Source organism: Paroceanicella profunda, assembly GCF_005887635.2.
Classification (GTDB): Bacteria; Pseudomonadota; Alphaproteobacteria; order Rhodobacterales; family Rhodobacteraceae; genus Paroceanicella; species Paroceanicella profunda.
The window spans coordinates 1,008,324-1,034,410 of the sequence record NZ_CP040818.1 but is presented as its reverse complement, the minus strand read 5'-3'; the positions used below and the strand labels follow the sequence as shown (position 1 = coordinate 1,034,410).

22 protein-coding genes are annotated in these 26,087 nt (G+C 71.0%); 9 read left to right on the top strand and 13 right to left on the bottom strand.

Annotation, left to right across the window (positions count from 1 at the left end):
* Positions 1 to 17 precede the first annotated feature (17 nt).
* Positions 18 to 3,401 (top strand): glycosyltransferase, encoded by a 3,384-nt coding sequence (locus tag FDP22_RS04680; protein WP_138575535.1) that lies wholly within the window; start codon positions 18 to 20, stop codon positions 3,399 to 3,401.
* Positions 3,398 to 4,447 carry a hypothetical protein gene (locus FDP22_RS04675; RefSeq protein ID WP_138575534.1) on the top strand — a complete coding sequence of 350 codons (1,050 nt, stop codon included), beginning with the start codon at positions 3,398 to 3,400 and terminating at the stop codon, positions 4,445 to 4,447. Before FDP22_RS04680 ends, FDP22_RS04675 begins: the two co-directional genes overlap by 4 nt.
* A gap of 553 nt (positions 4,448 to 5,000) precedes the next feature.
* Here the strand turns inward: FDP22_RS04675 and FDP22_RS04670 are convergent.
* From FDP22_RS04670 to FDP22_RS04660, 3 genes are all read right to left on the bottom strand, one after another.
* On the bottom strand, positions 5,001 to 5,735 hold the full coding sequence (locus tag FDP22_RS04670) for an SDR family oxidoreductase (RefSeq protein ID WP_138575533.1): 735 nt from the start codon (positions 5,733 to 5,735) through the stop codon (positions 5,001 to 5,003).
* Between the two features lie 79 nt (positions 5,736 to 5,814).
* Complete coding sequence (locus FDP22_RS04665; RefSeq protein ID WP_138575532.1) at positions 5,815 to 6,606, bottom strand: DUF1194 domain-containing protein; 792 nt, start codon at positions 6,604 to 6,606, stop codon at positions 5,815 to 5,817.
* Positions 6,607 to 6,883: 277 nt separating this feature from the next.
* Positions 6,884 to 7,759 carry a branched-chain amino acid aminotransferase gene (locus FDP22_RS04660; protein ID WP_138575531.1) on the bottom strand — a complete coding sequence of 292 codons (876 nt, stop codon included), beginning with the start codon at positions 7,757 to 7,759 and terminating at the stop codon, positions 6,884 to 6,886.
* A gap of 177 nt (positions 7,760 to 7,936) precedes the next feature.
* Here FDP22_RS04660 and FDP22_RS04655 point away from each other — a divergent pair, with 177 nt between their 5' ends.
* The 7 genes from FDP22_RS04655 to FDP22_RS04625 all read left to right on the top strand — a co-directional run bounded on the left by FDP22_RS04655 (position 7,937) and on the right by FDP22_RS04625 (position 14,021).
* Positions 7,937 to 8,461: a MarR family winged helix-turn-helix transcriptional regulator gene (locus FDP22_RS04655; RefSeq protein ID WP_138575530.1), complete on the top strand. Its 525-nt coding sequence runs from the start codon at positions 7,937 to 7,939 to the stop codon at positions 8,459 to 8,461.
* 1 nt (position 8,462) lies between these two features.
* Entirely contained in the window at positions 8,463 to 9,176 is a 714-nt protein-coding gene (locus FDP22_RS04650; RefSeq protein WP_138575529.1) for a response regulator, read from the top strand.
* Positions 9,177 to 9,278: 102 nt separating this feature from the next.
* On the top strand, positions 9,279 to 10,214 hold the full coding sequence (locus FDP22_RS04645) for a histone deacetylase family protein (protein ID WP_138575527.1): 936 nt from the start codon (positions 9,279 to 9,281) through the stop codon (positions 10,212 to 10,214).
* The gene (locus tag FDP22_RS04640) at positions 10,211 to 10,453 is read left to right on the top strand and encodes an exodeoxyribonuclease VII small subunit (RefSeq protein WP_138575525.1); all 243 of its coding nucleotides are present in this window, start codon (positions 10,211 to 10,213) and stop codon (positions 10,451 to 10,453) included. Before FDP22_RS04645 ends, FDP22_RS04640 begins: the two co-directional genes overlap by 4 nt.
* 11 nt (positions 10,454 to 10,464) lie before the next feature.
* Entirely contained in the window at positions 10,465 to 11,355 is an 891-nt protein-coding gene (locus tag FDP22_RS04635) for a polyprenyl synthetase family protein (protein WP_138575783.1), read from the top strand.
* Positions 11,356 to 11,421: 66 nt separating this feature from the next.
* Positions 11,422 to 13,356: a 1-deoxy-D-xylulose-5-phosphate synthase gene (gene dxs, locus FDP22_RS04630; RefSeq protein WP_138575523.1), complete on the top strand. Its 1,935-nt coding sequence runs from the start codon at positions 11,422 to 11,424 to the stop codon at positions 13,354 to 13,356.
* 53 nt (positions 13,357 to 13,409) lie between these two features.
* The gene (locus FDP22_RS04625) at positions 13,410 to 14,021 is read left to right on the top strand and encodes a LolA family protein (protein WP_170317590.1); all 612 of its coding nucleotides are present in this window, start codon (positions 13,410 to 13,412) and stop codon (positions 14,019 to 14,021) included.
* 399 nt (positions 14,022 to 14,420) lie between these two features.
* On the opposite strand, the gene FDP22_RS24840 is transcribed toward FDP22_RS04625, so the two are convergent.
* From FDP22_RS24840 to fsa, 10 genes are all read right to left on the bottom strand, one after another.
* Positions 14,421 to 16,133, bottom strand: a complete 1,713-nt coding sequence (locus FDP22_RS24840; RefSeq protein WP_239031865.1) for an extensin family protein — start codon at positions 16,131 to 16,133, stop codon at positions 14,421 to 14,423.
* Positions 16,130 to 17,056, bottom strand: coding sequence for a prephenate/arogenate dehydrogenase family protein (locus FDP22_RS04615; RefSeq protein ID WP_138575519.1), 927 nt, complete (start codon positions 17,054 to 17,056; stop codon positions 16,130 to 16,132). The genes FDP22_RS24840 and FDP22_RS04615 overlap by 4 nt, the downstream gene beginning before the upstream one ends.
* On the bottom strand, positions 17,053 to 18,159 hold the full coding sequence (hisC, locus tag FDP22_RS04610) for a histidinol-phosphate transaminase (RefSeq protein WP_138575517.1): 1,107 nt from the start codon (positions 18,157 to 18,159) through the stop codon (positions 17,053 to 17,055). Before hisC ends, FDP22_RS04615 begins: the two co-directional genes overlap by 4 nt.
* Positions 18,160 to 18,230: 71 nt before the next feature.
* Positions 18,231 to 19,106 carry a DMT family transporter gene (locus FDP22_RS04605; protein WP_138575515.1) on the bottom strand — a complete coding sequence of 292 codons (876 nt, stop codon included), beginning with the start codon at positions 19,104 to 19,106 and terminating at the stop codon, positions 18,231 to 18,233.
* 486 nt (positions 19,107 to 19,592) lie between these two features.
* Positions 19,593 to 21,722, bottom strand: coding sequence for a polyribonucleotide nucleotidyltransferase (pnp, locus tag FDP22_RS04600; RefSeq protein WP_138575513.1), 2,130 nt, complete (start codon positions 21,720 to 21,722; stop codon positions 19,593 to 19,595).
* Between the two features lie 426 nt (positions 21,723 to 22,148).
* The gene (rpsO, locus tag FDP22_RS04595) at positions 22,149 to 22,418 is read right to left on the bottom strand and encodes a 30S ribosomal protein S15 (RefSeq protein ID WP_138575781.1); all 270 of its coding nucleotides are present in this window, start codon (positions 22,416 to 22,418) and stop codon (positions 22,149 to 22,151) included.
* Positions 22,419 to 22,794: 376 nt separating this feature from the next.
* Entirely contained in the window at positions 22,795 to 23,502 is a 708-nt protein-coding gene (locus tag FDP22_RS04590; protein ID WP_138575511.1) for a CDP-alcohol phosphatidyltransferase family protein, read from the bottom strand.
* A gap of 92 nt (positions 23,503 to 23,594) precedes the next feature.
* A complete protein-coding gene (locus tag FDP22_RS04585) occupies positions 23,595 to 24,521 on the bottom strand; it encodes a tyrosine recombinase XerC (RefSeq protein WP_138575509.1) in 927 nt (308 codons plus the stop codon).
* Positions 24,518 to 25,237, bottom strand: coding sequence for a DUF484 family protein (locus tag FDP22_RS04580; protein WP_138575507.1), 720 nt, complete (start codon positions 25,235 to 25,237; stop codon positions 24,518 to 24,520). Before FDP22_RS04580 ends, FDP22_RS04585 begins: the two co-directional genes overlap by 4 nt.
* Before the next feature lie 47 nt (positions 25,238 to 25,284).
* Positions 25,285 to 25,938: a fructose-6-phosphate aldolase gene (gene fsa / locus FDP22_RS04575; RefSeq protein WP_138575505.1), complete on the bottom strand. Its 654-nt coding sequence runs from the start codon at positions 25,936 to 25,938 to the stop codon at positions 25,285 to 25,287.
* Positions 25,939 to 26,087 lie beyond the last annotated feature (149 nt).

Below are 26,087 nucleotides of genomic sequence, written 5' to 3'. Positions count from 1 at the left end.
CTTTGGTTTCCCAGGGGATGGAACAGGACGAGATCGGCAGGCGCGGCGGGCGGCTCCTGGCGCGCTTGCGCGAGGCGGCGCTGCGCCTGCGGCATGCGGGCGCCTTCTGCGTGTGGTACGCGCGCCGGCCGCGGGTGATGGCCGAGCACATCGCCCATGCCTCGCGCACCCTGCGCCGGCACGGCCTGTCGGCCTTCGTGGCGGACCTGCGCAACGCCTCCAACCAGATCAGCCATGAAGCCGGGCTGGCCCAGGTCGCCCGGCTTGCGGACCGCGACGCGCTGCGCGTGGCCCGGCAGGCGGAGCGGGTGCAGGGCACCATCCTCATCGTGGTGCACGACATGGAGATGGGCGGCGCCCAGCAGGTGGCGCGGCTCTTCGCGCTCTGGCTCATCGAACACACCCGCTACCGGGTGAAGTTCGTGGCCATGCGCGACGGCCCGTTCCGCAAGCGCTTCGAGGCGATGGCCGACACGTTCTGCATCTCCTCGGTGCAGAACCTGCCGCACCGCGACGCGACGCTGGCCCTGCGCAAATGGGCCGGGCGCGACGTGAAGGCGATCTTCGTGAACTCGGTGGCCAGCGGCGGCTTCTACGACTACTGGCCGCACGACACGCCCTCCGTGGCCTTCATCCACGAGCTGCCCAAGATCCTGGACCGGCACCGCCCGGCGCTGGACAACATCCTGCGCCACGCCACCCGGGTGCTGGGGGGCAGCGACGCGGTGCGCGACGTGCTCGCCAGCCGCTACCGCGCCGACCCGCGCAAGCTGGACCGCACCTATGCCTACATCCCCGACGGTGACGTGCCGGACCCGCGCGCCCGCCGCCAGGCCCGCCGCCGCGCCGGGGCGGACGAGGACACGCTGCTGGTCTGCGGCTCCGGCGTGCTGCACTGGCGCAAGTCCCCCGACGTGTTCATCGACGTGGCCGCGAGGGTGGCCGAGAAGGCGCCCGGCAGGGTGCGCTTCGTCTGGGTCGGCGGCGGCCCGGACCAGGCCGTCTGCGAGGCGCTGATCGCCGAGCGCGGGCTGGGCGACACGGTGAGCATCACCGGATACCTGCCCGACATCGACCTGGTGCTGAACGGCGCCGACGTGTTCCTACTGCCCTCGCAGGAGGACCCGTTCCCGCTCGCCGCCCTGCACGCCGCGCGCGCCGGCGCGCCGGTGATCTGCTTCGACGACGCCGGCGGCATGCCGGAATTCGTCAGCCGCGGCGCCGGTGTCTCGGTGCCCTTCGGGGATGCCGAGGCGATGGCCGCGGAGGTGCTCGCCTATCTCGTGGAGCCGGAGCGCCGGAAGGCCGAGGGCATGCGCGGCCGCCGGCTGGTGGGGCGCAATCACACCATCGGGCGGGTGGGGCCGGTGCTGCTCAACCACATCCGCGAGGCGGCGGGGCTGAAGCCGGCGGTCTCCGTGGTGGTGCCGAACTACAATTACGAGCGCTTCCTGCCGGAGCGGCTGGAGAGCATCCTCGGCCAGACCATGCAGGATTTCGAGCTGATCCTGCTCGACGACGCCTCCACCGACGGCTCCCGCGCCATTCTGGAGCGCTACGCGAACCTCTGGCCCGGCGCCCGGCTGGTGGTGAACGCGCAGAACACCGGCTCGCCCTTCGCCCAGTGGCTGCGCGGCATGGACCTCGCCCGCTCCGACCTGGTGTGGATGGCCGAGGCCGACGATTCCTGCGAGCCGGAGCTGCTCTCCACCCTGCTGCCCGCCTTCGATGACCGCAACGTGATGCTCGGCCATGTCCGCTCCGTTCCGGTGGGCGACGATGGCGCGGTGCTGGGCGATTACGAGAAGCTCTACCTGGACCGGATCGCGCCCGGCCGCTGGTCGCGCCCCTTCCTGGCCACCGACCACGAGGAGATCAACGCCGGTCTCGGCATCGCGAACTCGATCCCGAACGCCTCCGGCATGATCTTCCGCAAGTTCGTGCCCGAGCCGGATTTCGCCGCAGCGGTCACGTCGATGAAGCTCTGCGGCGACTGGTATTTCTACCTGCGCGCCCTGCGCGGCGGGCTGATCGCCTACGAGCCGGGCGCGGTGAACCGCCACCGCCGGCATTCGCTCACCGTCACCCACAGGCTGGAGGGCACGCAGCTCTACTTCGACGAGCTGGCGCAGGTGCGCCGCTTCATCGCCCGCACCTGGCGCCAGGGGCCGGCGGCGCGGGCCCGCGCACGGGGCTTCGTGGAGCAGGACCTCGCCCGCTTCCCGGCCGTGGCGGAGGAGACGGCCGCCGACGCGCGCGCCGCGCTGGAGCCGGCCGAGCCCACGCTGCCCTGCCTGCTGATGGTGATCTCCGACCTCGGCCCCGGCGGCGGCCAGCTCTTCGGCGTGCGCTTCGCCAACCAGTGGACGCGCATGGGCGGCCGCGTGGTGCTGCTCAACGCCCGCGCCTACCGCGACCACCCGGCCGTCGTCTCCAAGATCGACCCGCGGGTGCTGCTGCTCGAGCGCGGCCAGGCCGGGGCCGACCTGCCGGGCATCGTGCGCCGCTTCGGGGTGGACGTGATCCACTCCTCGCTCTGGTGGGCGGACCGCCACGTGCTGCACCAGATCCGCCGGCTGGAGGAGAGGCGCCCCTGGGTGGTGACCATGCACGGCTGCCACGAGAGCATGGAGCACGACCCGCGCATCGACCGCGACTTCCAGAAGGTGATGGCCCGGATGGTGGGCCTGGTGGACGCCTGGGCCTATACCGCGGACAAGAACCGCGCCGTGTTCGAGCGCATCGAGAAACCCTCGCGCATCGAGAAGCTGATCAACGGCATCGAGCTGGAGAGTGCCGCGCGCCCGCTCACCCGCGCCGAGCTGGGCCTGCGCGAGGACGCGCTGGTGCTCTGCCTCGCCTCGCGCGCCATTCCCGAGAAGGGCTGGCGCGAGGCGGTGGAGCTGGTGGCCGCGCTGAACGCCGATGGCCGCGACACCGACCTGATGCTGATCGGCGAGGGCCCGGAGGCCGAGGCGCTGGCCGCCGAGCTGCCCGAGAACGTGCGCTTCTTCGGGCAGGTGGCCAACCTGCAGGATTATTTCGACTGCGCCGACGTGGGCCTGCTGCCCACCCGTTTCCGGGGCGAGAGCTTCCCGCTGGTGGTGCTGGAGATGATGGCCCGCGGCCGCGCCGTGGTCACCACCGATGCCGGCGTGCTGTCGGAGATCGTGGGCGCCGGGCCAGAGGCCGCCGGTGTGGTGGTGCCGCTCATCGACGGGGAGATCGACACGCTGGGCCTGCGGGCCGCGGTGCTGGCGCTGTCCGAGCCGGAGGCGCGGCGGCTGGCCGGTGAGCGCGGCCGGGCGCGCTTCGAGGAACATTACACCGTGGAGCGGATGGTCGCCGCCTATCTCGCGCTCTACCGGGGCCTCGGCGTGGGGACGACAGCACCGAAATGACCGCGCCGCCGCCCCCGACCCGCCGGCTGCTCTTGCACATGGGCGCGCCGAAGACCGGCTCCTCCCTGCTGCAGGCCTTCTTCGCGCGCAACGTGGCGCAGCTGGCCGCGCGCGGCATCACCTACCCGGCGCTGGAGCCGCTCGACCGCGCGCTGAGCGACGAGGCCACCTCGGGCAACGGCGCCCTGCTGGCCCGGGCGCTGATGCCGCCGCGCCACCGCGTGGCGCTCAGCGAGGCCGAGCGCGCCGCGGCGCTGGAGCGGTTCGACACCGCCCTGGCGGCGGCCACCGGCGACGTGCTGGTGAGTTCGGAGTGGTTCTTCGTCATCCCGCGGCCCGAGCAGACCATGCTCGCCGAGCGCGCCCTGGCGCACGGCCTGCGCCTGTGCCCGATCCTCTACCTGCGCCGGCAGGACGACATGATCATGTCGCTCTACGCGCAGGAGGTGAAGAAGGCCGGGCTGACCGAGGACGCCGAGACCTTCTGCATGCGCTACGCCCAGAAGGACCGGCGGCTGAACTACTACACGGTGCTGCAGGGCCTCACCTCGCGCTTTCCCGCTGAGGATTGCCGGGTGCGGATCTATGAGCGGGCGCAGTGGGTGAACGGCTCGCTGATCGACGATTTCCTCTCCGCCTGCGCGGTGGACGACCTTTCGGGCTTCGACCGGCGGGTGGAGAAGATCAACGTCACCCCCGGGCGGCTGGCGCTGGAGTGGATGCGCCTTGCGAACACGCTTCCGGCCCGCACCCCGGTGGCGGAACGGCTGATGCGGGCGCTGCGCCGCGTCGACGGCCGCGAGGACAGTCCGGGCCCGGTGCTGCCCCCGGCCCTGCGGCTGGAGATCCTGAAGCGCTTCGACGGCTCGAATGCCCGGGCCGCGCGCGAGTTCCTGGGGCGCGCCGACGGCCGGCTGTTCCTCACCCCGCCGCCGGACGCCGACGAGCCCTGGCAGGACATCGCCGGGCTGGCGCAGGGCCGGGTCATCTCCGGCCTCACCGCCGCAATCCGCAGCGTGGACACGGCCTTCGCCCGCAAGCGCTGACCGGAAGCCGCGCCCGGCCATCCCGGCCCGAATCAGCCGTCGCCGGCCCGGTGTGTGACGGATGGCCGGGCCCGGCATGGGCCGGCGGCTGTCGGGTGACCCCCTCCGCAACGGGCCGTTGGCTGTCCGATGATCGGTGAACCGGCCCGTCACAGGCCGGCGCCTGTCCGCTTGTCAGGGTCGGCCCTGCCGGGGCCTCGTGACCGACCGCGGTAGCGGCACCGTGCCGCCCTGCAGCGGCCGGGACGGGCGGGTTCGGCGCCACCGGCACGGGGGCCGTGAGGCCATGCCATCACTGGTTGCCGTGACGGGCCACCCTCGCGTGGGCCCGCTGCGGGTTGCCGTGGTGCGTGCCCGGGGCGCATCGCGCCGGCGGCCTGCCGTGACGGCGGCGCAGCGCCTGCCCGCCCGTGCCGCGCGGCCGGGACGGGAGGGTTCCGCGCCACCGGCACGGGGAGCGTCAGGCCAGGTCGTCGCTGGTTGCCGTGACGGGCCGCCCTTGCGGACGGCCCGTGGCGTTTCGGCTCCGGGCGGGAAGCCGGGGCGGGAGGGGTCAGCCGCGGCCGACGAAGGGCATCTTCGTGGCCATCACCGTCATGAACTGCACGTTCGCCTCGATGGGCAGGCTCGCCATGTGCACCACGGAGCTTGCGACATGGGCGGGGTCCATCGTGGCCTCGACGGCGATGGAGCCGTCCGCCTGGGGCACGCCCTTGGTCATCGGGCGGGCCATGTCGGTGAGGGCGTTGCCGATGTCGATCTGGCCGCAGGCGATGTCGAAGGGCCGGCCGTCCAGGCTGAGGCACTTGGTGAGCCCGGTGATGGCGTGCTTGGTGACCGTGTAGGCGGTGGAGCCCGGGCGCGGCGCATAGGCCGAGATCGAGCCGTTGTTGATGATGCGCCCGCCCTGCGGGGACTGGGCGCGCATCTTCGCGAAGGCGGCGCGGGCGCAGAGCACCGCGCCGGTGAGGTTCACGTCCAGCACGCCGTACCAGTCATCGAGCGGCATCTCGTCGATGGGCTTGCCCGGCGCGCCGCGGCCGGCGTTGTTGAACAGCAGGTCGAGCCGGCCCATCGCCGCCACCGCGGCGTCGAACACGGCCGTGACCTCCTCCGGCTTCGTCACATCGGCCGGCAGCACGTGCCCGGCGCCGATCAGCGCGGCGGTTTCCTCCAGCGGTTCGCGGCGGCGGCCGACGAGGGCCACCTCCCAGCCGGCGGCGGCCAGCGCCACCGCCGTGTCACGGCCCACGCCGCTTCCGGCGCCGGTGATGAGTGCTGTTTTCATGGTGTTTCCCCCTCGTTTGTCAGCGTGTTGCGGGGGGAGCCTAGAGCCTCCCGGCGCGGGAGGGAAGGGTGAAGGCCGGCTACTCCCAGCCCTGCATGTCGATCCAGCGGCGGCGCATCTGCTCGCCGATCATGCAATCCGTCATGCCGGCGTTGCGCAGCCGCGCGGGCGGCGCCAGCGCCGCGATTTCCATCACCATCTTGAGGCGGATGGCGGCCACGAAGCCGCTCTTCTCCAACACCGGGACCACGAAGGCGCCGGGCCCGCCGATCACGCAATCCTCGTAGTAGAAGTCCAGGTCGGGCAGGGAGAAGGGGCCGGTGGCGCGCTTGATCATCACCGGGAGGCCGTTGATCTGGATGCCGGCGGCCACCAGCGCGTCGCGCACCGGCGCAACCGGGCCGCCGGTGTTGTTCGGCCCGTCTCCGGAAACGTCGATCACCCGGCGGGTGCCCTCATAGCCGTTGTCCAGGAAGAGCTGTGCGGCCTGGGTGAGGCCGGCGGAGATCGAGGTGCCCGAGGCGCTGCGCACCGGCACGGCGCGCAATTGCGCGGCGGCGGCGGCGGCATCGGCCTCCGAGGCGATCACCGTCCAGTCCATCACCAGGCGCCCGGACCACGGACCGCCCCATTCGAGATAGGAGATGGCGATGCGCCGGTGCTCCCCCGAGGCGATGGCCGAGAGGACGGCGGGATGCGTCAGCGCCTCGGCGTAGCCGTCGCGCTGGATGGCCTGTTCGTCAGCGTCCATCGAGCGGGAAACATCGACGGCGAAGACGAGTTCGAGATCGACAGGCTCCGCCCGCGCGGCAAGGCCGGACAGGAGCACCGCGATCAGCGCGACAGCGGCCCCAACCGCACGCGCGCCCATCAATCGGCCCCGCACCGCACAAGCGGATACCCGCGGTCAGGGCGTGACTGGACTGCACAGGTCTCGTGGTTCATGGCAACCTCCGGATGACCCCTCGCAGAAGAATCGTAGCCCGGAATGGGTTAACCAAGAAGAAATTTGTGACGCCGTCCTGTCACCAGACCGACATCGTGTGGCCCGTGCCCACATCCGCCCGCGTCATGGCCCTTCGCGGGGCGCGGGGCGCGCGGTGCCCCGCCCGGCAGGGGCGAGGCAGGCGGAGGCGGGGCAGGGGGGCTCAGAGCTTGCCGCGCACCAGCTTTTCGTAGTCTTCCGCGATGGTGCGGGTGAGGGCGCCGACCTCGAAATTGTAGTCGCCGATCTGGCCCACCGGGGTCACTTCCGCGGCGGTGCCGGTCAGCCAGCACTGCTCGAAGCTCTCCATCTCGTCGGGCATGATGTGGCGCTCGATCACTTCCACGCCGCGGTCCTTCAGCATGCCGATCACCGTCTGGCGGGTGAGCCCGTTCAGGAAGCAGTCCGGCGTGGGGGTGTGGACCTTGCCGTCCTTCACGAAGAACACGTTGGCGCCGGTGGCCTCGGCCACGTAGCCGCGATAGTCGAACATCAGCGCGTCCGAGCAGCCCTTCGCTTCGGCGGCGTGCTTGGACATGGTGCAGATCATGTAGAGGCCCGAGGCCTTGGCATGGCAGGGGATGGTCTCCGGCGAGGGGCGCTTCCAGGCCGAGATGTCGAGCTTCGCGCCCTTGAACTTCGCGTCGCCGTAATAGGCGCCCCATTCCCACACCGCGATGGCCATGTGCACCGGGTTCCGCGCCGAGGCGACCCCCATGTCCGGGCCCGAACCGCGCCAGACGACGGGGCGCACATAGGCGTCCGTCAGGCCGTTCTTCTCCAGCGTGGCGGTCTTCGCGGCCTCGATCTGGTCAACCGAGTACTGCAGCGGGATGTCGATGGCGGCGGCCGAAGCGATCAGGCGCTGGGAATGCGCCCGGCTCTTGAAGATGGTGCCGTCATAGCAGCGCTCGCCCTCGAACACCGAAGAGGCGTAGTGCATCGCGTGGGTGAGCACATGCACCTTCGCGTCCCGCCACGGCACCATCGTGCCATCCACCCAGATCCAGCCATCGCGATCGTCATAGGCACCGGCCATAGTCTCAACCTTTCGATTCCAGGGCTTCAGCCCCTTGATTTTTTTCCGGAAATTGCGCGTATGTGTTTCACCGCGACAGGAAGTTACCGAAAACAGGGTATGCGGCTATCATTTGGTCCTTGGAATGTCAATAAGCCTGACTTAAACTGTGAAAAACCGAGACAGGGGAGCGAGACGATGACCACGCACAGCACCGCACCGGCGGCCACGATGTCCCGCGGGGAGCAGCTGCTCTTCCTCACGGACGACCAGCTGCGCCAGGGCATCGAGCTGATGTTCTTCGCCTACCAATCCTTCACCTCGGACCCGGACCGCATTCTGGAGGACTACGGATACGGCCGCGCGCATCACCGCGCCATCCATTTCATCAACCGCCGCCCGGGGCTCACCGTGGCCGACCTGCTCGACATGCTGGGGGTGACGAAACAGTCGCTCAACCGGGTGCTGCGCCAGCTCATGGCCGACGGGCTGGTGCAGAGCGCGGTGGGCAAGGTGGACCGGCGCCAGCGCAATCTCACCCTCACCGAACGCGGCGCGGCGCTGGAGCGCGAGCTTTCGGCCGCGCAGCGCGAGCGCGTGCGCCGGGCCTACCGCGAGGCGGGCTCCGACGCCGTGGCCGGATTCCGCCGCGTTCTCGAACAGATGGTGGACCCGGAGCGCAGGGAGCGTATCATCGGTCTCGTTGAACGGGGACGAACGTGACGTGACGTCGGAAGAAACCAGGCGCGATGCCCATGTGCTGGTCGTCGACGATGACGAGAGGATCCGGAAGCTGCTCGCGCGGTTTCTGGCCAGGAACGGATTCTGGGTGACACCTGCGCGGGACGCCGCCCATGCGCGGCGGCTGCTGGGCGGGCTGGAATTCGATCTCATCATCCTGGACGTGATGATGCCGGGGGAGGACGGGTTCGAGCTCACCCGGTCGCTGCGCCGCACGCTGGCCACGCCGATCATCCTGCTCACCGCGCGGGGCGACACGGATGACCGGATCACCGGGCTGGAGCGCGGGGCGGACGATTATCTCGCCAAGCCCTTCGAGCCGCGCGAGCTGCTGCTGCGGGTGAACGCCATCCTGCGCCGCTCGGCGCCGGCCGAGCCGCCGGCGCAGCTGCCCCGCGCGCTCATGCTGGGCGATGTGCGCTATGACGCGGGCCGGGCGGAGCTGTGGCGCGGTGAGGAGCAGGTGCGCCTCACCTCCACCGAGGTGGCGCTGATGCGTATCCTCTCCGGCACGCCGCACGAACCGGTGAGCCGGGTGCGGCTGGTCGAGGAGCTGGGCCGGACGGAGGGCGGCGCGCAGGAGCGCGCCGTCGACGTGCAGATCACCCGCCTGCGCCGCAAGATCGAGAAGGACCCCAAGGCCCCGCGCTACCTGCAGACTGTGCGCGGCGCGGGCTACATGCTCACCCCGGACTGACGCCCCCCGGCTGACGGGCGCCGGCCGGGCTTGTGTGCCCCCGGGCAATGGTTAATGGTTTCCCCCAACACGACTGCCCAGGGACCCCCGGAGACGCCAGCCATGTCCACTGTCTTCCTGACCCATCCGGACTGCCTGCGCCACGAGATGCCGGAGGGCCACCCCGAGCGCATTGCCCGGATGCAGGCCGTGCTGCGCGTGCTGGGCACCCCGCAATTCGCCACGCTGCACCATGTCGAGGCCCCGAAGGCGCAGGAGCAGGACTTGCTGCTGGCCCATCCGCCCGAGCATGTCGCGGCCATCCGCATGGCCCGGCCGTCGGAGGGGCTGGTGCCGCTCGATGCGGACACCTGGATGTCGCCGGGCACATGGGCGGCGGCGCTGCGCGCGGTCGGCGGGGCGATCCATGCGGTCGATCTCGTGCTGGCGGGGGAGGCGGCGAATGCCTTCGTCGGCTGCCGCCCGCCGGGCCACCACGCGGAGGCGCGCACGCCGATGGGCTTCTGCCTGTTCGGCACCGTGGCCATCGCCGCGAAACACGCGCTGGAGCGGCGCGGGCTCGCCCGCGTCGCGATCGTGGATTTCGACGTCCACCACGGCAACGGCACCCAGGACCTGCTGTGGGACGAGGCGCGCGTGCTCTTCGCCTCCACCCACCAGCGGCCGCTGTTTCCCGGCAGCGGCGCGCAGTCCGAGCGCGGCGCACATGGCCAGGTGCTCAACGTGCCGCTGCCGCCGCACTCCGACGGGGCGTATTTCCGCGCCCGGATGGAGGAGCTGGTGCTGCCGGCGCTGGACGCCTTCCGTCCGGAACTCGTGCTGGTTTCCGCCGGGTTCGACGCTCATCGCGACGACCCCCTGGCCATGCTGGACTGGGGCCCGGAGGATTTCGCATGGGTGACGGAACGTCTTTGCGACATTGCGGAGGCGCATTGCGGGGGCAGGCTGGTATCCAGTCTCGAAGGCGGCTATGACCTTGAGGGACTCGCGGCCTCGGTGGCCGCGCATGTATCTGTGTTGATGGAGCGGGGCCAATGACCGCGAAGCCGGTGGCGGAAATGAGTTTCGAGGAGGCGATGTCCGCGCTCGAACAGGTGGTGGGGCAACTGGAGTCCGGCGCCGTGCCGCTCGAGGAATCCATTGCGCTCTACGAGCGGGGCGCCGAGTTGCGCAAGCATTGCGAAGGCAAGCTCGCCGCCGCCGAGGAGAAGGTCGCCCAGATCACCCTCGGCCCGGACGGAAAGCCCGCTTCCGCGCGAGCGGTGGATATTTCCTGATCATGCTCACGGTGAGTTTCGTCGACATATTGACGCGCACGGCCGAGCGCGTGGAGCGCCGCGCCGAGGCGCTGCTGCCGCTGCCGGCCGGGCCCGAGGGGCAGGTGGCCGCCGCGATGCGCCACGCGGTGCTGGGCGGCGGGAAGCGGCTGCGCGGCTTCCTGGTGGTCTCCTCCGCGGCGATCTACGATGTCGCGCCGGAGCGGGCGGAGCGCGCCGCCGTGGCGCTGGAATGCCTGCACGCCTATTCGCTGGTGCATGACGACCTGCCCTGCATGGACGATGACAGCCTGCGCCGCGGCCAGCCCACCGTTCACGTGAAGTGGGACGAGGCGACGGCCGTTCTGGCCGGGGACGCGCTGCAGTCGCTTGCCTTCGAGATCCTCGCGCACCCGGACACGCATCCCGACGGCGCGGTGCGCGCGGCGCTCTGCCTCGATCTCGCCCGGGCCTCCGGCCAGCGCGGCATGGTGGGCGGCCAGGCGATCGACATTGCCGCGGAGACCGCGGGCAGCCCGCTCAGCCTCGCCGAGATCGGCCGGCTGCAGGCGCTCAAGACCGGTGCGCTCATCCGGGCCGCCACCCGGGCCGGTGCCCTGCTCGGCGGGGCCAGCGTCGAGGACATCGAGGCGCTGGACGGCTATGCCGAGGTGCTCGGCCGGGCCTTCCAGATCCGCGACGACATCCTCGATGTCGCCGGAGACCCCGCCCTGGCCGGAAAGCGCCTGCGCAAGGATGCCGCGGCCGGAAAAGCCACCTTCGTCAGCCTGCTCGGCCTTGACGAGGCGGCGCGGCAGGCCGATCTGCTCGTGGCACAGGCCACGGCGCGGCTGGACCGCTTCGGCGCCGTGGCGGACCCGCTGCGCGAGGCCGCCCGCTTCGCCGTGGCGCGGCAGAGCTGACCCCCTTCTCCGCCCCCTCCCCCGGGGGCCGGAGCGACAGGAACCCAGACGGAAGGACGAGGACCCATGAGCGACAGGCCGGCCACCCCGCTGCTCGACCGCGTGTCCGAACCCGCCGACCTGAAGGCGTTCACCGACCCCGAGCTCACCCGCCTCGCCTCCGAGCTGCGCGCGGAGACCATCTCTGCCGTCTCGGTCACCGGCGGGCACCTGGGCGCCGGGCTGGGCGTGGTCGAGCTCACCGTGGCGCTGCACGCCGTGTTCGATACCCCGCGCGACAAGCTGATCTGGGACGTGGGCCACCAGTGCTACCCGCACAAGATCCTCACCGGCCGGCGCGAGCGCATCCGCACCCTGCGCTCGGGCGGCGGGCTCTCCGGCTTCACCAAGCGCGCGGAGAGCGTGTATGACCCCTTCGGGGCCGCGCATTCCTCCACCTCCATCTCCGCCGCCCTCGGCTTTGCCACCGCGCGGGACCTGGGCGGCACGTGCGAGGGCGGGCTGGGCGATGCGATCGCGGTGATCGGCGACGGCGCCATCTCCGCCGGCATGGCCTATGAGGCGCTGAACAACGCCGGCCACATGGGCCGCCGGCTGATCGTGATCCTCAACGACAACGAGATGTCCATCGCGCCGCCGGTGGGGGCGATGTCGGCCTATCTCTCGCGCCTCTATGCCGGCGCGCCCTTCCAGGAGATGAAATCGGCGGCCAAGGGCCTCACCCAGCTTCTGCCCTTCCCCTTCCAGGAAGGCGCGCGGCGCGCGAAGGAGCTGCTGAAATCCGTCACCGTGGGCGGCACGCTGTTCGAGGAGCTGGGCTTTTCCTACATCGGCCCGGTGGACGGGCATGACATGGAGCAGCTCCTCGCGGTGCTGCGCACGGTGAAGGCCCGGGCCGACGGGCCGGTGCTGATCCACGCCATCACCCAGAAGGGCAAGGGCTACGCTCCCGCCGAGCGCGCGCGCGACCGCGGCCATGCCACGGCGAAGTTCGACGTGCTCACCGGCGAGCAGAAGAAATCGCCCTCCAACGCGCCCTCCTTCACCTCCGTCTTCGCCAAGTCGCTGGTGCGCGAGGCGGAGGCGGACGGCAAGATCGTCGCCGTCACCGCCGCGATGCCGGACGGCACCGGGCTGAACCTCTTCGCCGAGCGTTTCCCGCGCCGCTGCTTCGATGTCGGCATCGCCGAGCAGCATGCGGTGACCTTCGCCGCCGGCATGGCGGCGGGCGGGCTGAAACCCTTCTGCGCCATCTACTCCACCTTCCTGCAGCGCGGCTACGACCAGGTGGTGCATGACGTGGCCATCCAGCGCCTGCCGGTGCGCTTCGCCATCGACCGCGCCGGGCTGGTGGGGGCCGACGGGCCCACCCACGCCGGCGCCTTCGACGTGGCCTTCCTCGCCAACCTGCCCGGCTTCGTGGTGATGGCGGCGGCGGACGAGGCGGAGCTGGTGCACATGGTGGCCACCGCCGCGGCGCTCGATGACCGGCCCTCGGCCTTCCGCTTCCCGCGTGGCGAGGGCTCGGGCGTGGAGATGCCCGAGCGCGGCCAGCCGCTGGAGATCGGCCGCGGACGGGTGATCACCGAGGGCAGCCGCGTGGCGATCCTCTCCTTCGGCGCGCGCCTGCCGGAATGCCTCGCCGCGCGCGAGGCGCTGCTGGCGCGGGGCATCTCCCCCACCATCGCCGATGCACGCTTCGCCAAGCCGCTGGACCGCGAGCTGATCCTGCGCCTCGCGCGGGAGCACGAGGCGCTGATCACCATCGAGGAGGGCGCCGCGGGCGGCTTCGGCGCGCAGGTCGCGCAGCTTCTGGCCGACGAGGGCGTGTTCGACGCCGGGCTGAAGTTCCGCATGATGGTGCTGCCCGACACGTTCATCGACCAGGACAGCCCGGCCGCCATGTATGCAGCCGCCGCCATGCAGGCGCCGGACATCGAGGCGAAGGTGCTCGAGGCCCTGGGCGTCGCGCGGATCACCGCCCGGCGCGGGCTCGCGTGAATGTGCCCGGGCGCGAGGCTGGAATTCCCATGGCGAGGAGCTATCTCAGGGGCATGAACAAGCGCAGTTTTCTCGGCGGCATGGCCGCAATCGCCCTTCTGGCTGCCACCGGCGCTTCAGCGCAGAGCGGAGCCGATGTCCAGCGGATCTCGAACTACCTCAACGGTCTCACCACCATGGAGGGGAGCTTCATCCAGACCAACCCGGACGGGTCGATCTCGGAAGGGAAGTTCTACATCCGCAAGCCCGGCCTGATGCGGTTCGAATACGCCCCGCCGAACCCGGCGGTGGTCGTCTCCGACGGCACCTGGGTGGCGGTGGTGGACCGGGCCTCCAACGCCGGCGCGCAGCGCTACCCGCTGGGGGAGACGCCGCTGGACCTCATCCTGCGCGACCGCGTGGACCTGGCCCGCGAAGGCGCGGTGCAGAGCGTGGAGCGCGAGGGCGGCCAGCTGCGCGTCCGCGCGCTGGACCCCGACGCGCCGAGGAAGGGCGACATCACCATGGTGTTCTCCGACAACCCGCTGGAGCTGCGCCAGTGGATCGTGCGGGACGAGAACGGCGGCATCACCACTGTCGTGCTCTCCGAGATGCGCCGCGGCGTGCAGCTCGAACGCTCGCTGTTCAGCATCGAATCCGCCGAGATGGACCGCAAGGGGCGCTGAGGCGCCCGGGCCGGGACATGCAGGGCCGGCCCGGGCCGCAGCGGCGCTCTGTCAGCCCGCTTCGGTCTCCCCCCGTGTGCCGGACCGGTTCAGGCGCTGAGATCCTCCCCCTGAGAGCCCCTGAGGGGCTTTCCGCGGCAGCACGTCCGGGCACATGGTGCGACAGGGTCGCACGCAATTGCGTGCGCTGCCGTGAGGCCTGCCGGGATACCCCCGATCTCCGCACCTGTTGAAAAGTGATTTCTCGGAGCGGCAAGGGCCCGTGCCCGCGCGCGCCGGGCCTGCTGAAGGGCACCACTCCCCCTGCCTCGGTCGCGCGGCCGTTCCGGCCGGTTGCGCCCGGCAGCCGCTCCGGGGCCGGCCGGTTGCGAATGCCCCGGCCGGCCCGCGGTGCCGCGCTCAGCGGCAGTAGGCGCCGTTGCTGTGCTCGGCGATGTCGAGGTGGAAGTGGTTGCGGTGATACCGGTCCGAATTCGGCCCCAGAACCGTGCCGAACGGCCCGCAGGCGCGCTTGTGCAGCGCCGCGAGGAAGGGCCGGTCGCGTCCGGACTGCCATCCCTCCAGAACCGTCACCTGCCGGCCATTGGCCAGGTTGAAGGCCGCGATGTCGACGGCGTTGCCCCGGCCATGCTCCGACACTTTCGCCCCGGCGCGGTTGTTCCGCGGCCGACAGGAATAGGAGGCGACGGTGTCGACCGACACCAGCTCGGTGCCCAGTGACAGCGCGGCGGGCACGGCGCTGTCCTCCATCCAGTCCGCGAGGCGCGAGGCCAGCCGGCAATTCACCGTGATCGGCCGGCTGAGCCGCACGCCGGACACTTCCGTGACCCGGACCGGCTGGGCGATGCCGCAGCCGGGCTCGGCGCTCACGATCTGGGTGACGGCCTGCCCGGAGAGGCGGGGGTCATCGCAGATCATCGCGCCCGACGGGGTGCGGGCCCGCGCCGAGGGCCGCGCGGCGGCGAAGGTGATGCGCTCCGGCCCGGTGTTGCGCCCGGCCGCGCGCAGCGGCACCGCGCCGCGCGGCCGCGGTCGGCTGGCGACGCGCGGGGCCTGGGGGCTGCTCGCGGCCACGCCCAGGGGATAGGACGGGTGCGGAGCGGGAAGCCCCTGCGTGGGCGACGAAAAAGCGGCCGGGGCTGTGCCGCCGGCCGCTGTTCCGGACGGGTCCTGTCCGGGAGCCGCGCCCTGGACGGGCGCGGTGGCGGGGCGGCGCTGCGGCGGTGCGGCTTCGCGCGGTGCCTGGCCGGTGGTGCCGGTGGCACGGGCCGGCTGGCGGCTGTCCTGCGGCGCGGCCGGGCCGGGCCGCGCCGCCGCCCCCGGCTTCTCCGGACTGGCGGCCACGGTGGGGGCCGTGGACGTGCCCGGGCGCTGGCGCGGCTGGTTCGCGTTCTGCGGAGCCGGCAGCGCGGCGGCCGGAGCCTTGCTGGGCGCGGCGGCGGTCTCGGGGGCCGAGGGCGTGCGCGCCGAGCGCGGGGCGGCGCGCGGCGTGGCGCTCTCGCGGGCCACGGAGGGGTTCGGCGCCGGGGCCCGGGCCGGCGCGGTGGCCGTCTCCGGGGTGGCCCGATCGGGCGCGGCGGTCGCCGGCGCTTCGGGGGAAGGTGCGGCGGTGGACGTGGCATCGGCCGAAGGTGCCGCGGTGTCGGATGCCGTTCCGGCGGGCGATGCTGCCGGGGCCGGTGCCGTTTCAGCCGAAGCGGCCGGAGAGGCGGCGGGCGCGGCCTCGGAGGCGACGGCCGGCGCGCGGGGGGCCGCCGTCGGGCCAGGGGCGGCTTGCGGAGCCGGGGTGTCCTGCTGCGCGGCCCGCGTGGCCGGTGCGGCATCCGGGGTGGCCGCGGGCTGCGGCGCGCCCTCGGCCTGCGGGGTTTCCACCGCGGAGCGGATGGCGTCGGGCAGGGTGCCGGCGGCCGTCCCCGGGTTCGCGCTGCCGGTCAGCGGCGCGAGATCGCTGCGCGCGGCGTCCGCGCCGGTTCCGGCGGGCGCGAGGTCCAGCTTCGGCAAAGGGGTGACGTTCACCCCGGTTTCGGGAGGTGTCGGGGTTGCCTGCTGCGCCGGAGCGGCTGCAGAGAAGGCAACCAGCGCGGCCAGCGCCGCGGCGAGACGCAGCCTCAACGGCTGCTCTTCCGGGTGTGGCGGCCGAAATCCGGTGCGTCGGTGTCCTGCCCGGCCTGGACGATGCTGCGCCGGATGGCGCGTGTCCGGGTGAAATAGGCGTGCAGCATGTCTCCGTCCCCTGTTCGAATCGCGCGCTGAAGGGCGAAGAGTTCTTCCGTGAACCGCCCGAGAATTTCCAGCGTCGCGTCCTTGTTGGTCAGGAACACATCGCGCCACATCGTCGGATCCGACGCGGCAATGCGTGTGAAATCCCGAAACCCGGCAGCAGAATACTGGATGACTTCACTGTTTGTCACGCGTCTCAGATCATCCGCAACGCCGACCATGGTGTAGGCGATGAGATGGGGCGCATGGGAGGTGACGGCAAGCACGAGATCGTGATGCGCGGCTTCCATCTCGTCCACCCGGGCGCCGAGCTCTTCCCAGAAGACGCGCAGGCGCGCGATCTCCGCCGGGTTGGTGTCCTGCGAGGGGGTGATCAGGCACCAGCGGTTGTCGAACAGCTCCGCGAAGCCCGCGTCCGGGCCGGAATGTTCCGTGCCGGCAATGGGATGCGCGGGAATGAAGGTGACACCGGTGGGCATGTGCGGGGCCACCGCTTCCAGCACGGAGGCCTTCACCGAACCCACGTCGGAGACCACGGTGCCGGGGGTGAGCACGGGGGCGATCTCGCGTGCCACCTGCTCCATCGCGCCCATGGGAACGCAGAGGATGACGAGATCGGCGCCGGCCGCGGCCTCCGCCGCGCTGTCGCGCACCTCGCAGAGACCCAGTTCCGCCGCCCGGTGCCGGGTGGCCGCGGAGCGCGCGTAGCCGGTGATGCGCAGGTCGTGCCCGGTGCGGCGCAGGGCGTGGGAGATCGAGGAGGCGATCAGCCCCAGCCCGATCAGCGCCACGTGGCGGAAAGGCTGCGTGGTCATGGATGCGTTCCCGTCATGAAGGCGCCGATGGCCTCGGCCAGCAGGCGGCAGGCGTCCGCGTCGCCCACGGTGAGGCGCAGGCAGTCCGGCAGGCCATAGCCCGCCACCCGGCGCACGATCAGCCCGCGGCGGCGCAGGGCCTCGTCGCAGGCGAGGGCCGTTTCCGGGCTGTCGAAGCGCGCGAGGATGAAGTTCCCGTGCGCGGGGTCGGACGGCACGCCGTGGCGGCGCAGTTCCTTGGCCAGCCAGTCGCGCCAGACCTCGTTCTGCACCACGCAATGGCTGGTGTACTCCACGTCGCGCATCGCGGCTTCGGCGGCCGCGAGGGCCGGGAGCGAGACGTTGAACGGCCCGCGCACCCGGGCCAGCACGTCGATCACATGCGCCGGGCCGTAGCCCCAGCCCACGCGCAGCGCCGCGAGCCCGTGGATCTTGGAGAAGGTGCGGGTCATCACCACGTTGTCGCGGCCCTCGACCAGCGCGAGGCCGGCGTCATAACCCGGCGCGCGCACGTATTCGGCATAGGCGCCGTCGATCACCAGCAGCGCCTGCGGCGGCAGGCCGGCGGCGAGCCGGGCGAGCTCGCCCGCACCGGCCAGCGTGCCGGTGGGGTTGTTCGGGTCCGCGAGGAAGACGAGCTTCGTGCGCTCGGTGCAGGCGGCGAGGATGGCGTCCACGTCCGTCACCCGCTCGCGCTCGCGCACCTCCACCGGGGTGGCGCCGTTGGCGAGGGCGCAGAGCCGGTACATGGAGAAGCCGTGCTCGGTGTGGATCACCTCGTCGCCCGGGCCAGCATAGGCCTGGCAGAGCAGGGAGATGATCTCGTCGGAGCCCGCGCCGCAGATCACCCGCTCCGCGTCCAGCCCCTGCACCTCGGCGATGGCACGGCGCAGGCCGGCATGGCCGCCGTCGGGGTAGAGCGCGAGGGAGGCGGCCGTGTCGCGGAAGGCCGCGATGGCGCGCGGGCTGGGCCCGTGCGGGTTCTCGTTCGAGGACAGCTTGATGACCCGGTTCACGCCCTTGAGGCTGCTCTCGCCGCCCACGTAGGGCGCGATGTCGAGAATGCCCGGCTGGGGGCGGATGGTCTGGTGTTCCGTGCTCATGTCTCACCCGGCGGAAAGTTGCGCGACCGTCATAGTGGGTTCACGCCGCCTTGGCCAGAGAGCCGGGGGCCTCAGGCCCGCCGCTTGCGCACGGATTCGCGCCAGAAGGTGTAGAGCCCGGCGCCCACGATCACCGCGGCGCCGGTCACCGTCCAGGCATCCACGTGCTCGCCGAAGAAGAAGATGCCGATGGAGGAGGCGAAGACGAGCTGAAGGTAGGCGAAGGGCTGCACGGTGGCGGCTTCCGCCGTCTCCAGCGCCTTGATGAGCAGGTAGTGCCCGCCGGCGCCGGTGATGCACAGGATGCCCATCAGCCCCCAGTCCGAGGCGGAAAAGCCGGTCCAGTAGAACGGCCCGATGGCGCAGGCCGTCACGCCGCCGGCGATGCCGGTCCAGAAGAAGGAGGTGGTGGCGGGGTCCTTGCGCGAGGCGAGGCGGGTCATCAGCCCGTAGGCGGCGAACATGCCCGCGGCCACCAGCGCCACCAGCGCGTTCGGGTCGATCACCGAGAGGCCCGGGCGCAGGATCACCAGGATGCCGAGGAAGCCCACCCCCACGGCGGACCAGCGCCGCCAGCCCACCTTCTCGCCCAGCACCGGCCCGGAGAAGGCCACCACCAGCAGCGGGTAGCATGCGAAGATGGCATGGGTGGCGGCGAGGCCGAGCAGGGTGAAGGCCCAGACGGTGACGAGTATCTCCAGCACCAGCAGCACGCCGCGCGCGGCCTGCAGGAGCGGCTGCTTCGTGTGCACCGCGGCGCTGAGCCCGCCGGGGCTGCGCGCCGAGATCACGGTGACGAAGATCATGAAGGCCCAGTAGCGCACCATGATGACGAACATCGGGTTCGCCGCCTCCGCGAGGTGCTTCGAGAGCCCGTCCTGCGCGGAGAAGACGATGGTGGCGAGCACCATGTAGAGGATGCCGCGAAGGGTGTTCTGTTCTGCCATGGGTCCGGGCCTGATGAAGGGTGCTCCACCGAGGCCCGAAATTCCCGGCGGCGTCAATCGCAAAGGTTGCGGGCAGGGGGCGGGACGTCGTGCCGCCCGGGGTCCATGCGCCGTCCCGGGCCCGAGACGGCCATCCGCCGGCAGCGGCCCGGGCCACGCGCGGAACCCGCACCGCCCGGGCGGAGGCCCGTCGGCGCGGAACGGGCGGGCGCGCAGCCCGGGGATTGCCGGCGTCGGCCGCGTGGTGCGAAGCCTGTGGCGCGGGTGCGGAGCCGGGGGGGCCGCGCGCACTGGTGCGACAGGGCGGAAACACTGGGGGCGCCGCCCGACCGGGGACGGCAGGCAAGGCAGGGCCGGAGGGCCCCCTCGACCGGGCTGCCCCGGAGAGGGCCGGTAGGCAGGAGTGCCCCCGGAACACGAAAAAACCCCGGCCGCGCGGGCCGGGGTTTCCTCAGTGCTCGGGGCCGGAGGGCCGGGGCGGGCGGATTACTCCGCCGCTTCCTCGGTGATCTCCTTGCCGGTTTCCTGATCGACCATCTTCATGGCGAGGCGCACCTTGCCGCGGTCGTCGAAGCCCAGCAGCTTCACCTTCACTTCCTGGCCCTCCTTGAGGAGGTCGGAGGGGTGATTGATCCGCTTCGGCGCGATCTGGGAGACGTGGACCAGCCCGTCACGCTTGCCGAAGAAGTTCACGAAGGCGCCGAAGTCCATCAGCTTCACGACCTTGCCGGTGTAGATGCGGCCGACTTCCGGCTCGGCGACGATCGAGTAGATCAGCTCGCGGGCCTTCTCGATGGCCGCGCCATCGGCGGAGGCGATCTTGATCAGGCCGTCGTCGTTGATGTCGACCTTGGCACCGGATTCCTCGACGATCGAGCGGATGACCTTGCCGCCCGAGCCGATCACTTCCCGGATCTTGTCGGCCGGGATGGTCATGGTCTCGATGCGCGGGGCGTGGACCGAGAACTCGTTCCGGCCCGAGGTCAGCGCCTTGGACATCTCTTCGAGGATGTGGACACGGCCGCCCTTCGCCTGGGCGAGGGCCTGCTCCATGATCGCCGGGGTGATGCCGGCCACCTTGATGTCCATCTGCAGCGAGGTGATGCCCGCTTCGGTGCCGGCCACCTTGAAGTCCATGTCGCCGAGGTGATCCTCGTCGCCCAGGATGTCGGTGAGCACGGCGAAGCGATCGCCCTCGAGGATGAGGCCCATGGCCACGCCCGCGACCGGTGCCTTCAGCGGCACGCCGGCATCCATCATCGACAGGGAGGCGCCGCAGACGCTGGCCATCGAGGAGGAGCCGTTCGATTCGGTGATCTCGGAGACCACGCGGATCGTGTAGGGGAAGTCGGTCGCGGCCGGCAGCACGGCCTGCAGCGCGCGCCATGCGAGCTTGCCATGGCCGATCTCGCGGCGACCGGGGGAGCTCATGCGGCCCGCCTCACCCACCGAGTAGGGGGGGAAGTTGTAATGCAGCATGAAACGCTCGCGCCATTCGCCTTCGAGCGCGTCGATGATCTGCTCGGAATCGCCGGTGCCCAGCGTGGTGACCACGAGGCCCTGCGTCTCACCACGGGTGAACAGCGCGGAGCCATGGGTGCGGGGCAGGATGCCGACCTCGGAGACGATCGGGCGCACGGTGACCAGGTCGCGGCCGTCGATGCGCTTGCCGGTGTCGAGCACCGCGTTGCGCACGATGTCGGATTCCACGGCCTTGAAGGCGGTGCCGGCGAAGTTGCCCTCGAGCTCTTCCTCCGTCAGGCCGGCCTTCATCTTGTCCTTCGCGGCGGAGACCTTGTTCTGGCGCTCCATCTTGTCCACGGTGGTGAAGGCGTCGCGCAGGTCGGCCTCGACGAGACTGCGGATCTTGGCGGTGAGCGCGTCGTTGGTTTCCGGCTGGAAGTCGAACGGCTCCTTGGCGGCGGTCTCGGCGAGGTCGATGATCAGGTCGATCACCGGCTTCATCGCGTCATGGCCAAAGGTCACCGCGCCCAGCATCTCTTCCTCGGAGAGCTCATAGGCCTCCGATTCCACCATCATCACCGCGTCGGCGGTGCCGGCGACGACGAGGTTGAGCTTCTGGTCCGGCTTCTCGTTGAGCTTGTTCATGTCCTCGACGGCCGGGTTCAGGACGTACTTGCCGTCCACGAAGCCGACGCGCGCCGCGCCGATCGGGCCCATGAAGGGCACGCCGGAGAGGGTCAGCGCCGCGGAGGTAGCGATCATGCCCAGGATGTCCGGGTCATTGACCAGATCGTGGCTGAGCACGGTCACGATCACCTGGGTCTCGTGCTTGAAGCCGGGCACGAAGAGCGGGCGGATCGGGCGGTCGATGAGGCGGGAGGTCAGGACCTCCTTCTCGGTCGGCCGGGCTTCACGCTTGAAAAAGCCGCCGGGGATCTTGCCCGCAGCGTAGTACTTTTCCTGGTAATGCACGGAGAGCGGGAAGAAGTCGAAGCCGACCTTGGGCTTCTTCTCGTACACGACGGTGGCGAGAACCGACGTCTCGCCGAGGGTCGCGACGACGGCGCCGTCGGCCTGGCGGGCCATCTTGCCCGTCTCAAGCGTCAGCGTCTCGCCGCCCCATTCCATCGTCTTCTTGGTAACGTTGAACATCCGATTTCCTTTTCATCGGGGCGCGACCCCCCTGGGCCGGCCCAATACGCCCCCGTACGGGGCGGGCTCTGCTTTGCTTTCCACGCAGTCCGGCCGGAGCCTTGGGCCGGGTGCGCCATTCGGTCAGTCATGCCCCGGGGGGCGGTGTGGTCTGCAGGCCGTCGGCCTGGTATCCGGCCGGGGCCCGGCCCTGGGTCCGCGTGCCCGGAGCGGGGTTGCGGGCGGGTCGGGCGCCAGCCTGGTCTGCGCTGGCCGGCCGGTTCCGGGCCGGGCGGCGATCGATCGTCTTCAGCCGAGGGTCAGCCTCGGAGCTTGCGTCCGGTCGGTCATCCGGGCGGTGCCGCGCCGGTGTCCGGCGGGGCGGGGGCCCGTACCCCGGTCAGCGAAACGAAAACGCGCCCCGCAGGGCGCGTGTCCGCAGCCGCGTCAGCGGCGGATGCCGAGGCGCTGGATGAGCGACTGGTAGCGCTCAACGTCCTTCGCCTTGACGTAGTCGAGCAGCTTGCGCCGCTGGGACACCATCTTCAGGAGACCACGGCGGGAGTGGTTGTCCTTCTTGTGGGCCTTGAAATGCTCGGTGAGCGTGGTGATGCGGCTGGTCAGGATCGCAACCTGGACTTCCGGCGAACCGGTGTCGCCTTCCTTGGTGGCGTATTCCTTGATCAGGTTTTCTTTCACGTCGGGCGTGATCGACATCGGGGATCTCCTCAAATCTGAGTTTTTCGGAACGGCTGCTGCCGGGATGTCGTCCAGCAGAGTCGTATGCATCATGGCACCGGTGGGAAGCTCCCGCCAGCGCTCCGGGCTCCATACAGCGTTCCGGCCCCGAAAGAAAGCGATAATGCGGCGCCCGCGCCCGGTTGTGGCGGGTGGCGTCGCCCGGTTCGATGCGCGGCCGCATCCGCCGGCCGGGCCGCCGGGCCGCGGTGCGCGCGGGGCCCGGGGGTATTGCCGGGCCAGAAGAGCCGGTGCCCGGCGGCGCTGCCGGGCCGGGAGAGCTGGCGTCCGGGGAGCTGGCGAGGGCCCGGGCGCCTTGCCGATGTGCGGGGCATCCCCCGCCCGGGCAGCGCGATCAGGCGCGCCGGCCGGAGGTGCGGGGCGGGAAGACCTGCTGCGCCGCCCCGGCGCCGAGCAGGTAGGCCGAGGTGACCAGCAGCCCCAGCGTGCAGAGCACCGGCGGGTCGAAGCGGGCCGCCGCCGCCCAGCCGGCGAAACCGGTCCACAGCACGATCGCCGGCAGGCTGATGGCGCGCCAGCGGTCGGTGCGCACCGGGTGCACGAACTTGATCGGGAAGAACTGTGCCAGGGCGAGGATCACCGACAGGCCGATCACCGTCCACCAGGCCGGTTCCGTGGCGAAGAACACCAGGATCACCATGTTCCAGCAGCCCGGGAAGCCGGAGAAGCTGTTGTCGGAGGTCTTCATCCGGGTGTCGGCGAAATAGACCACGGAGGAGAAGGTGATGAGGATGGCGGTGAACCAGCCGGCCCAGCCGGGCAGCAGCCCGCTTTCGACCAGCGCGAAGGCCGGGATGAAGACGTAGGTGAGGAAGTCGATGATCAGGTCCATCAGCACCCCGTCCCACTGCGGGGCGTAGGACTTCACCTCGTAGTGCCGGGCCAGCGGGCCGTCGATGCCGTCCACCGCCAGGGCGACGACCAGCCAGATGTACATCAGGCTCCAGTCCTGCCGCGCGGCGGCGAACATGGCGAGCAGCGCGAAGACCGCGCCGGTGGCGGTCAGCAGGTGCACGGAGAAGGCTTGGAGACGTTTTGTCATGCGGCGCGGGTCGCGGTTGTCTGTGTCATGCGAGGCACATTAAACCGTCATCCGGAGCGAGCGAAAGGCAATTCGGTGCCGCATCCGGTGGCTCAGCCTCCGCCTTTCGGGTGGGCGGAGGCGTAGATTTCCATCAGCCGGGCCTGGTCGACCGAGGTGTAGACCTGCGTGGTCGACAGCGAGGCGTGGCCGAGCAGGCTCTGGATGGCGCGCAGGTCTCCGCCGGCCTCCAGCAGCGCGGTGGCGAAGCTGTGGCGCAGCGCATGCGGCGTGGCCGTGGCCGGCAGGCCGAGCTGAGCGCGGCACACTTCCATCAGCTTCTGGATGGTGCGCGGATTGAGCTGCCCGCCGCGCGCGCCCAGGAACAGCGGCCCGGTGGCGCCGGGGTCGTGCGGGCACAGGCGCAGGTACTCCGACACCGCCGCCCGCGCCACCGGCAGCACCGGCACCAGCCGCTCCTTGCCGCCCTTGCCGGTGATGCGCAGCACGTCGGGCAGCACGCCTGTGCCGCGCGGCAGGCCGAGCGCCTCCGAGATGCGCAGCCCCGAGCCGTAGAGCAGGGTGAGCACCGCCCGGTCCCGCGCCGCGATCCAGGCTTCGGGGTGCTGAAGCTCGGCGCTGTCGAGCAGGGCGCTCGCCGCCTCGCGCGCGATGGGCCGGGGCAGGCGCTGGCGCAGGCGCGGCCCGCGCATCGCGTGGACGGCCGGGGCCTCCACCGCGCGGTGCTCCGCCAGCCAGCGGAAGAAGCCCTTCACCGCCGAAAGCCCCCGCGCCAGCGACCGGGCGGAGAGCCCGCGCTCGCGCTCCCGCGCCATCCAGGCCCGCATGTCGGAATGGGTGACGGTGCCGAGCGCGCTCAGCCCCGCCGGTCCGCCGCGATGCAGGTTGAGAAAGCCGAGGAAGCCCGCCACGTCGCGCCGGTAGGCCTCGATGGTGAGGGGCCGGCTGCCGCGCAGCACGCGTTGATGGGTGAGCCAGTCCTCGAGCAGCGCGGCAGCGCCCTCCGAGGCGGCGGTCATGCGGCCCAGCGGCGCAGGGCGCGCTCGAACACGGCGCCGAAGAAGGTGAGCAGGTCGACGCCCTGGTCCGGGCTGAAGCGGCGCGGGTCCTCGGCGCCGAGGATGAGCAGGCCCGGCAGGCGGCCGTGCCCCAGGTCGAGGCGCAGCAGCGCCTCTGAGCGCACGGAGCCCTCGCGGTCGCCGAACAGGCGGCTGTCCGCGGCCTGGCTCTGGCGCAGCAGCACCGCGCGGTGGGTGCCGCCGGCGCCCGGAACCCCGAAACGTGCCGCGACCGCCCCCGGCGCGAGGGCCACCGCCACGGCGGCATGCGGTCCGACCGGCCCGACGGGCAGGCCCGCCTCGCGCTCCGTGGTTTCCAGCCCGACGCGCACGAAATCCACCGCCAGGATGTTGGGCAGGTCGTTCGCCACGGTGTCGAGGAAGGTGCCGAAGTCCTGGTGATCGAGCAGCGCCAGCACCGCCCGGTGGATCTGGTTGGTGCCTGCGAGATTCTCGTAGGCGGCCGAGATCACCGAGCGGTGGGTGTCCTCGAGCCGGCCCAGCCGGCTCTCCAGTCGCTCGACAAGCACTCCCCTCAGGTCGACCACGTTGCGGCCGATCCGGGCCTCACCGGCCGAAATCAGGGCTTTCATCACTTCGGCGTCTTCGAGAAGCGCCTCCGGATCCTTGAGGATCTGGGCTTTGAACTCAGCGGAATCCTCGAGGGGAGTGGGCATGTCTTGCTGCTCGCGAATCACTTAAGAGTTAACTGCAAGTGTTACTCTTAGATGATTTTCTGTCCAGTTTTCGCCCAATCTGCGACGAAGGAGTCGATACCCTTGTCCGTCAGCACGTGATCGGCGAGTTTGCGCAGCACCGAGGGCGGCATGGTCGCGACGTCGGCGCCGATCTTCGCGCATTCGGAGATGTGGTTCGCGGAGCGGATGGACGCCGCGAGGATCTCGGTGGAGAAGTGGTAGTTGTCGTAGATCTGGCGGATCTCGGCGATCAGGTCGAGACCGTCGATGTTGATATCGTCGAGCCGGCCGATAAAAGGCGAGATGAAGGTGGCCCCGGCCTTGGCTGCCAGCAGCGCCTGATTGGCGGAGAAGCACAGCGTGACATTGACCATCTTGCCCTCGTCGGAGAGGGTCTTGCAGGCTTTCAGCCCGTCCCAGGTGAGCGGCACCTTGACGGTGATGTTCTCGGCGATCTCGGCCAGCTTGCGGCCCTCGGCGATCATCTCGTCTGCCTTCAGCGCGGTGACTTCGGCGCTGACCGGGCCGGGCACGATGTCGCAGATTTCCTTGACCACCTCGAGGAAGTTGCGCCCCGATTTCATGATCAGCGAGGGGTTGGTGGTGACGCCGTCGACCATGCCGGTCGCGGTCAGGTCGGCGATCTCGTCGATTTCAGCCGTGTCCACGAAGAATTTCATGCCATGCGCTCCGATGTCTGGGGGCCGGGCCGGGCCGGGCTGCCCGAACCGCTTGCCCGGACGGCTATATAGCGCAAGGGCGGGCAACGTGAAACCCGGGGAGACGCATATGGAGGCGCAGATGGCGCGGCCCCGGCGCGCGCCGGGGG

Excerpts from the sequence above, each read along its gene's own strand:
- FDP22_RS04680 (WP_138575535.1), top strand. The coding sequence starts at position 18 with ATGGAACAGGACGAGATCGGCAGGCGCGGCGGGCGGCTCCTGGCGCGC.
- FDP22_RS04675 (WP_138575534.1), top strand. The coding sequence starts at position 3,398 with ATGACCGCGCCGCCGCCCCCGACCCGCCGGCTGCTCTTGCACATGGGC.
- FDP22_RS04670 (WP_138575533.1), bottom strand. The coding sequence starts at position 5,735 with ATGAAAACAGCACTCATCACCGGCGCCGGAAGCGGCGTGGGCCGTGAC.
- FDP22_RS04665 (WP_138575532.1), bottom strand. The coding sequence starts at position 6,606 with ATGGGCGCGCGTGCGGTTGGGGCCGCTGTCGCGCTGATCGCGGTGCTC.
- FDP22_RS04660 (WP_138575531.1), bottom strand. The coding sequence starts at position 7,759 with ATGGCCGGTGCCTATGACGATCGCGATGGCTGGATCTGGGTGGATGGC.
- FDP22_RS04655 (WP_138575530.1), top strand. The coding sequence starts at position 7,937 with ATGACCACGCACAGCACCGCACCGGCGGCCACGATGTCCCGCGGGGAG.
- FDP22_RS04645 (WP_138575527.1), top strand. The coding sequence starts at position 9,279 with ATGTCCACTGTCTTCCTGACCCATCCGGACTGCCTGCGCCACGAGATG.
- FDP22_RS04640 (WP_138575525.1), top strand. The coding sequence starts at position 10,211 with ATGACCGCGAAGCCGGTGGCGGAAATGAGTTTCGAGGAGGCGATGTCC.
- dxs (WP_138575523.1), top strand. The coding sequence starts at position 11,422 with ATGAGCGACAGGCCGGCCACCCCGCTGCTCGACCGCGTGTCCGAACCC.
- FDP22_RS04625 (WP_170317590.1), top strand. The coding sequence starts at position 13,410 with ATGAACAAGCGCAGTTTTCTCGGCGGCATGGCCGCAATCGCCCTTCTG.
- FDP22_RS04615 (WP_138575519.1), bottom strand. The coding sequence starts at position 17,056 with ATGACCACGCAGCCTTTCCGCCACGTGGCGCTGATCGGGCTGGGGCTG.
- hisC (WP_138575517.1), bottom strand. The coding sequence starts at position 18,159 with ATGAGCACGGAACACCAGACCATCCGCCCCCAGCCGGGCATTCTCGAC.
- FDP22_RS04605 (WP_138575515.1), bottom strand. The coding sequence starts at position 19,106 with ATGGCAGAACAGAACACCCTTCGCGGCATCCTCTACATGGTGCTCGCC.
- pnp (WP_138575513.1), bottom strand. The coding sequence starts at position 21,722 with ATGTTCAACGTTACCAAGAAGACGATGGAATGGGGCGGCGAGACGCTG.
- rpsO (WP_138575781.1), bottom strand. The coding sequence starts at position 22,418 with ATGTCGATCACGCCCGACGTGAAAGAAAACCTGATCAAGGAATACGCC.
- FDP22_RS04590 (WP_138575511.1), bottom strand. The coding sequence starts at position 23,502 with ATGACAAAACGTCTCCAAGCCTTCTCCGTGCACCTGCTGACCGCCACC.
- FDP22_RS04585 (WP_138575509.1), bottom strand. The coding sequence starts at position 24,521 with ATGACCGCCGCCTCGGAGGGCGCTGCCGCGCTGCTCGAGGACTGGCTC.
- FDP22_RS04580 (WP_138575507.1), bottom strand. The coding sequence starts at position 25,237 with ATGCCCACTCCCCTCGAGGATTCCGCTGAGTTCAAAGCCCAGATCCTC.
- fsa (WP_138575505.1), bottom strand. The coding sequence starts at position 25,938 with ATGAAATTCTTCGTGGACACGGCTGAAATCGACGAGATCGCCGACCTG.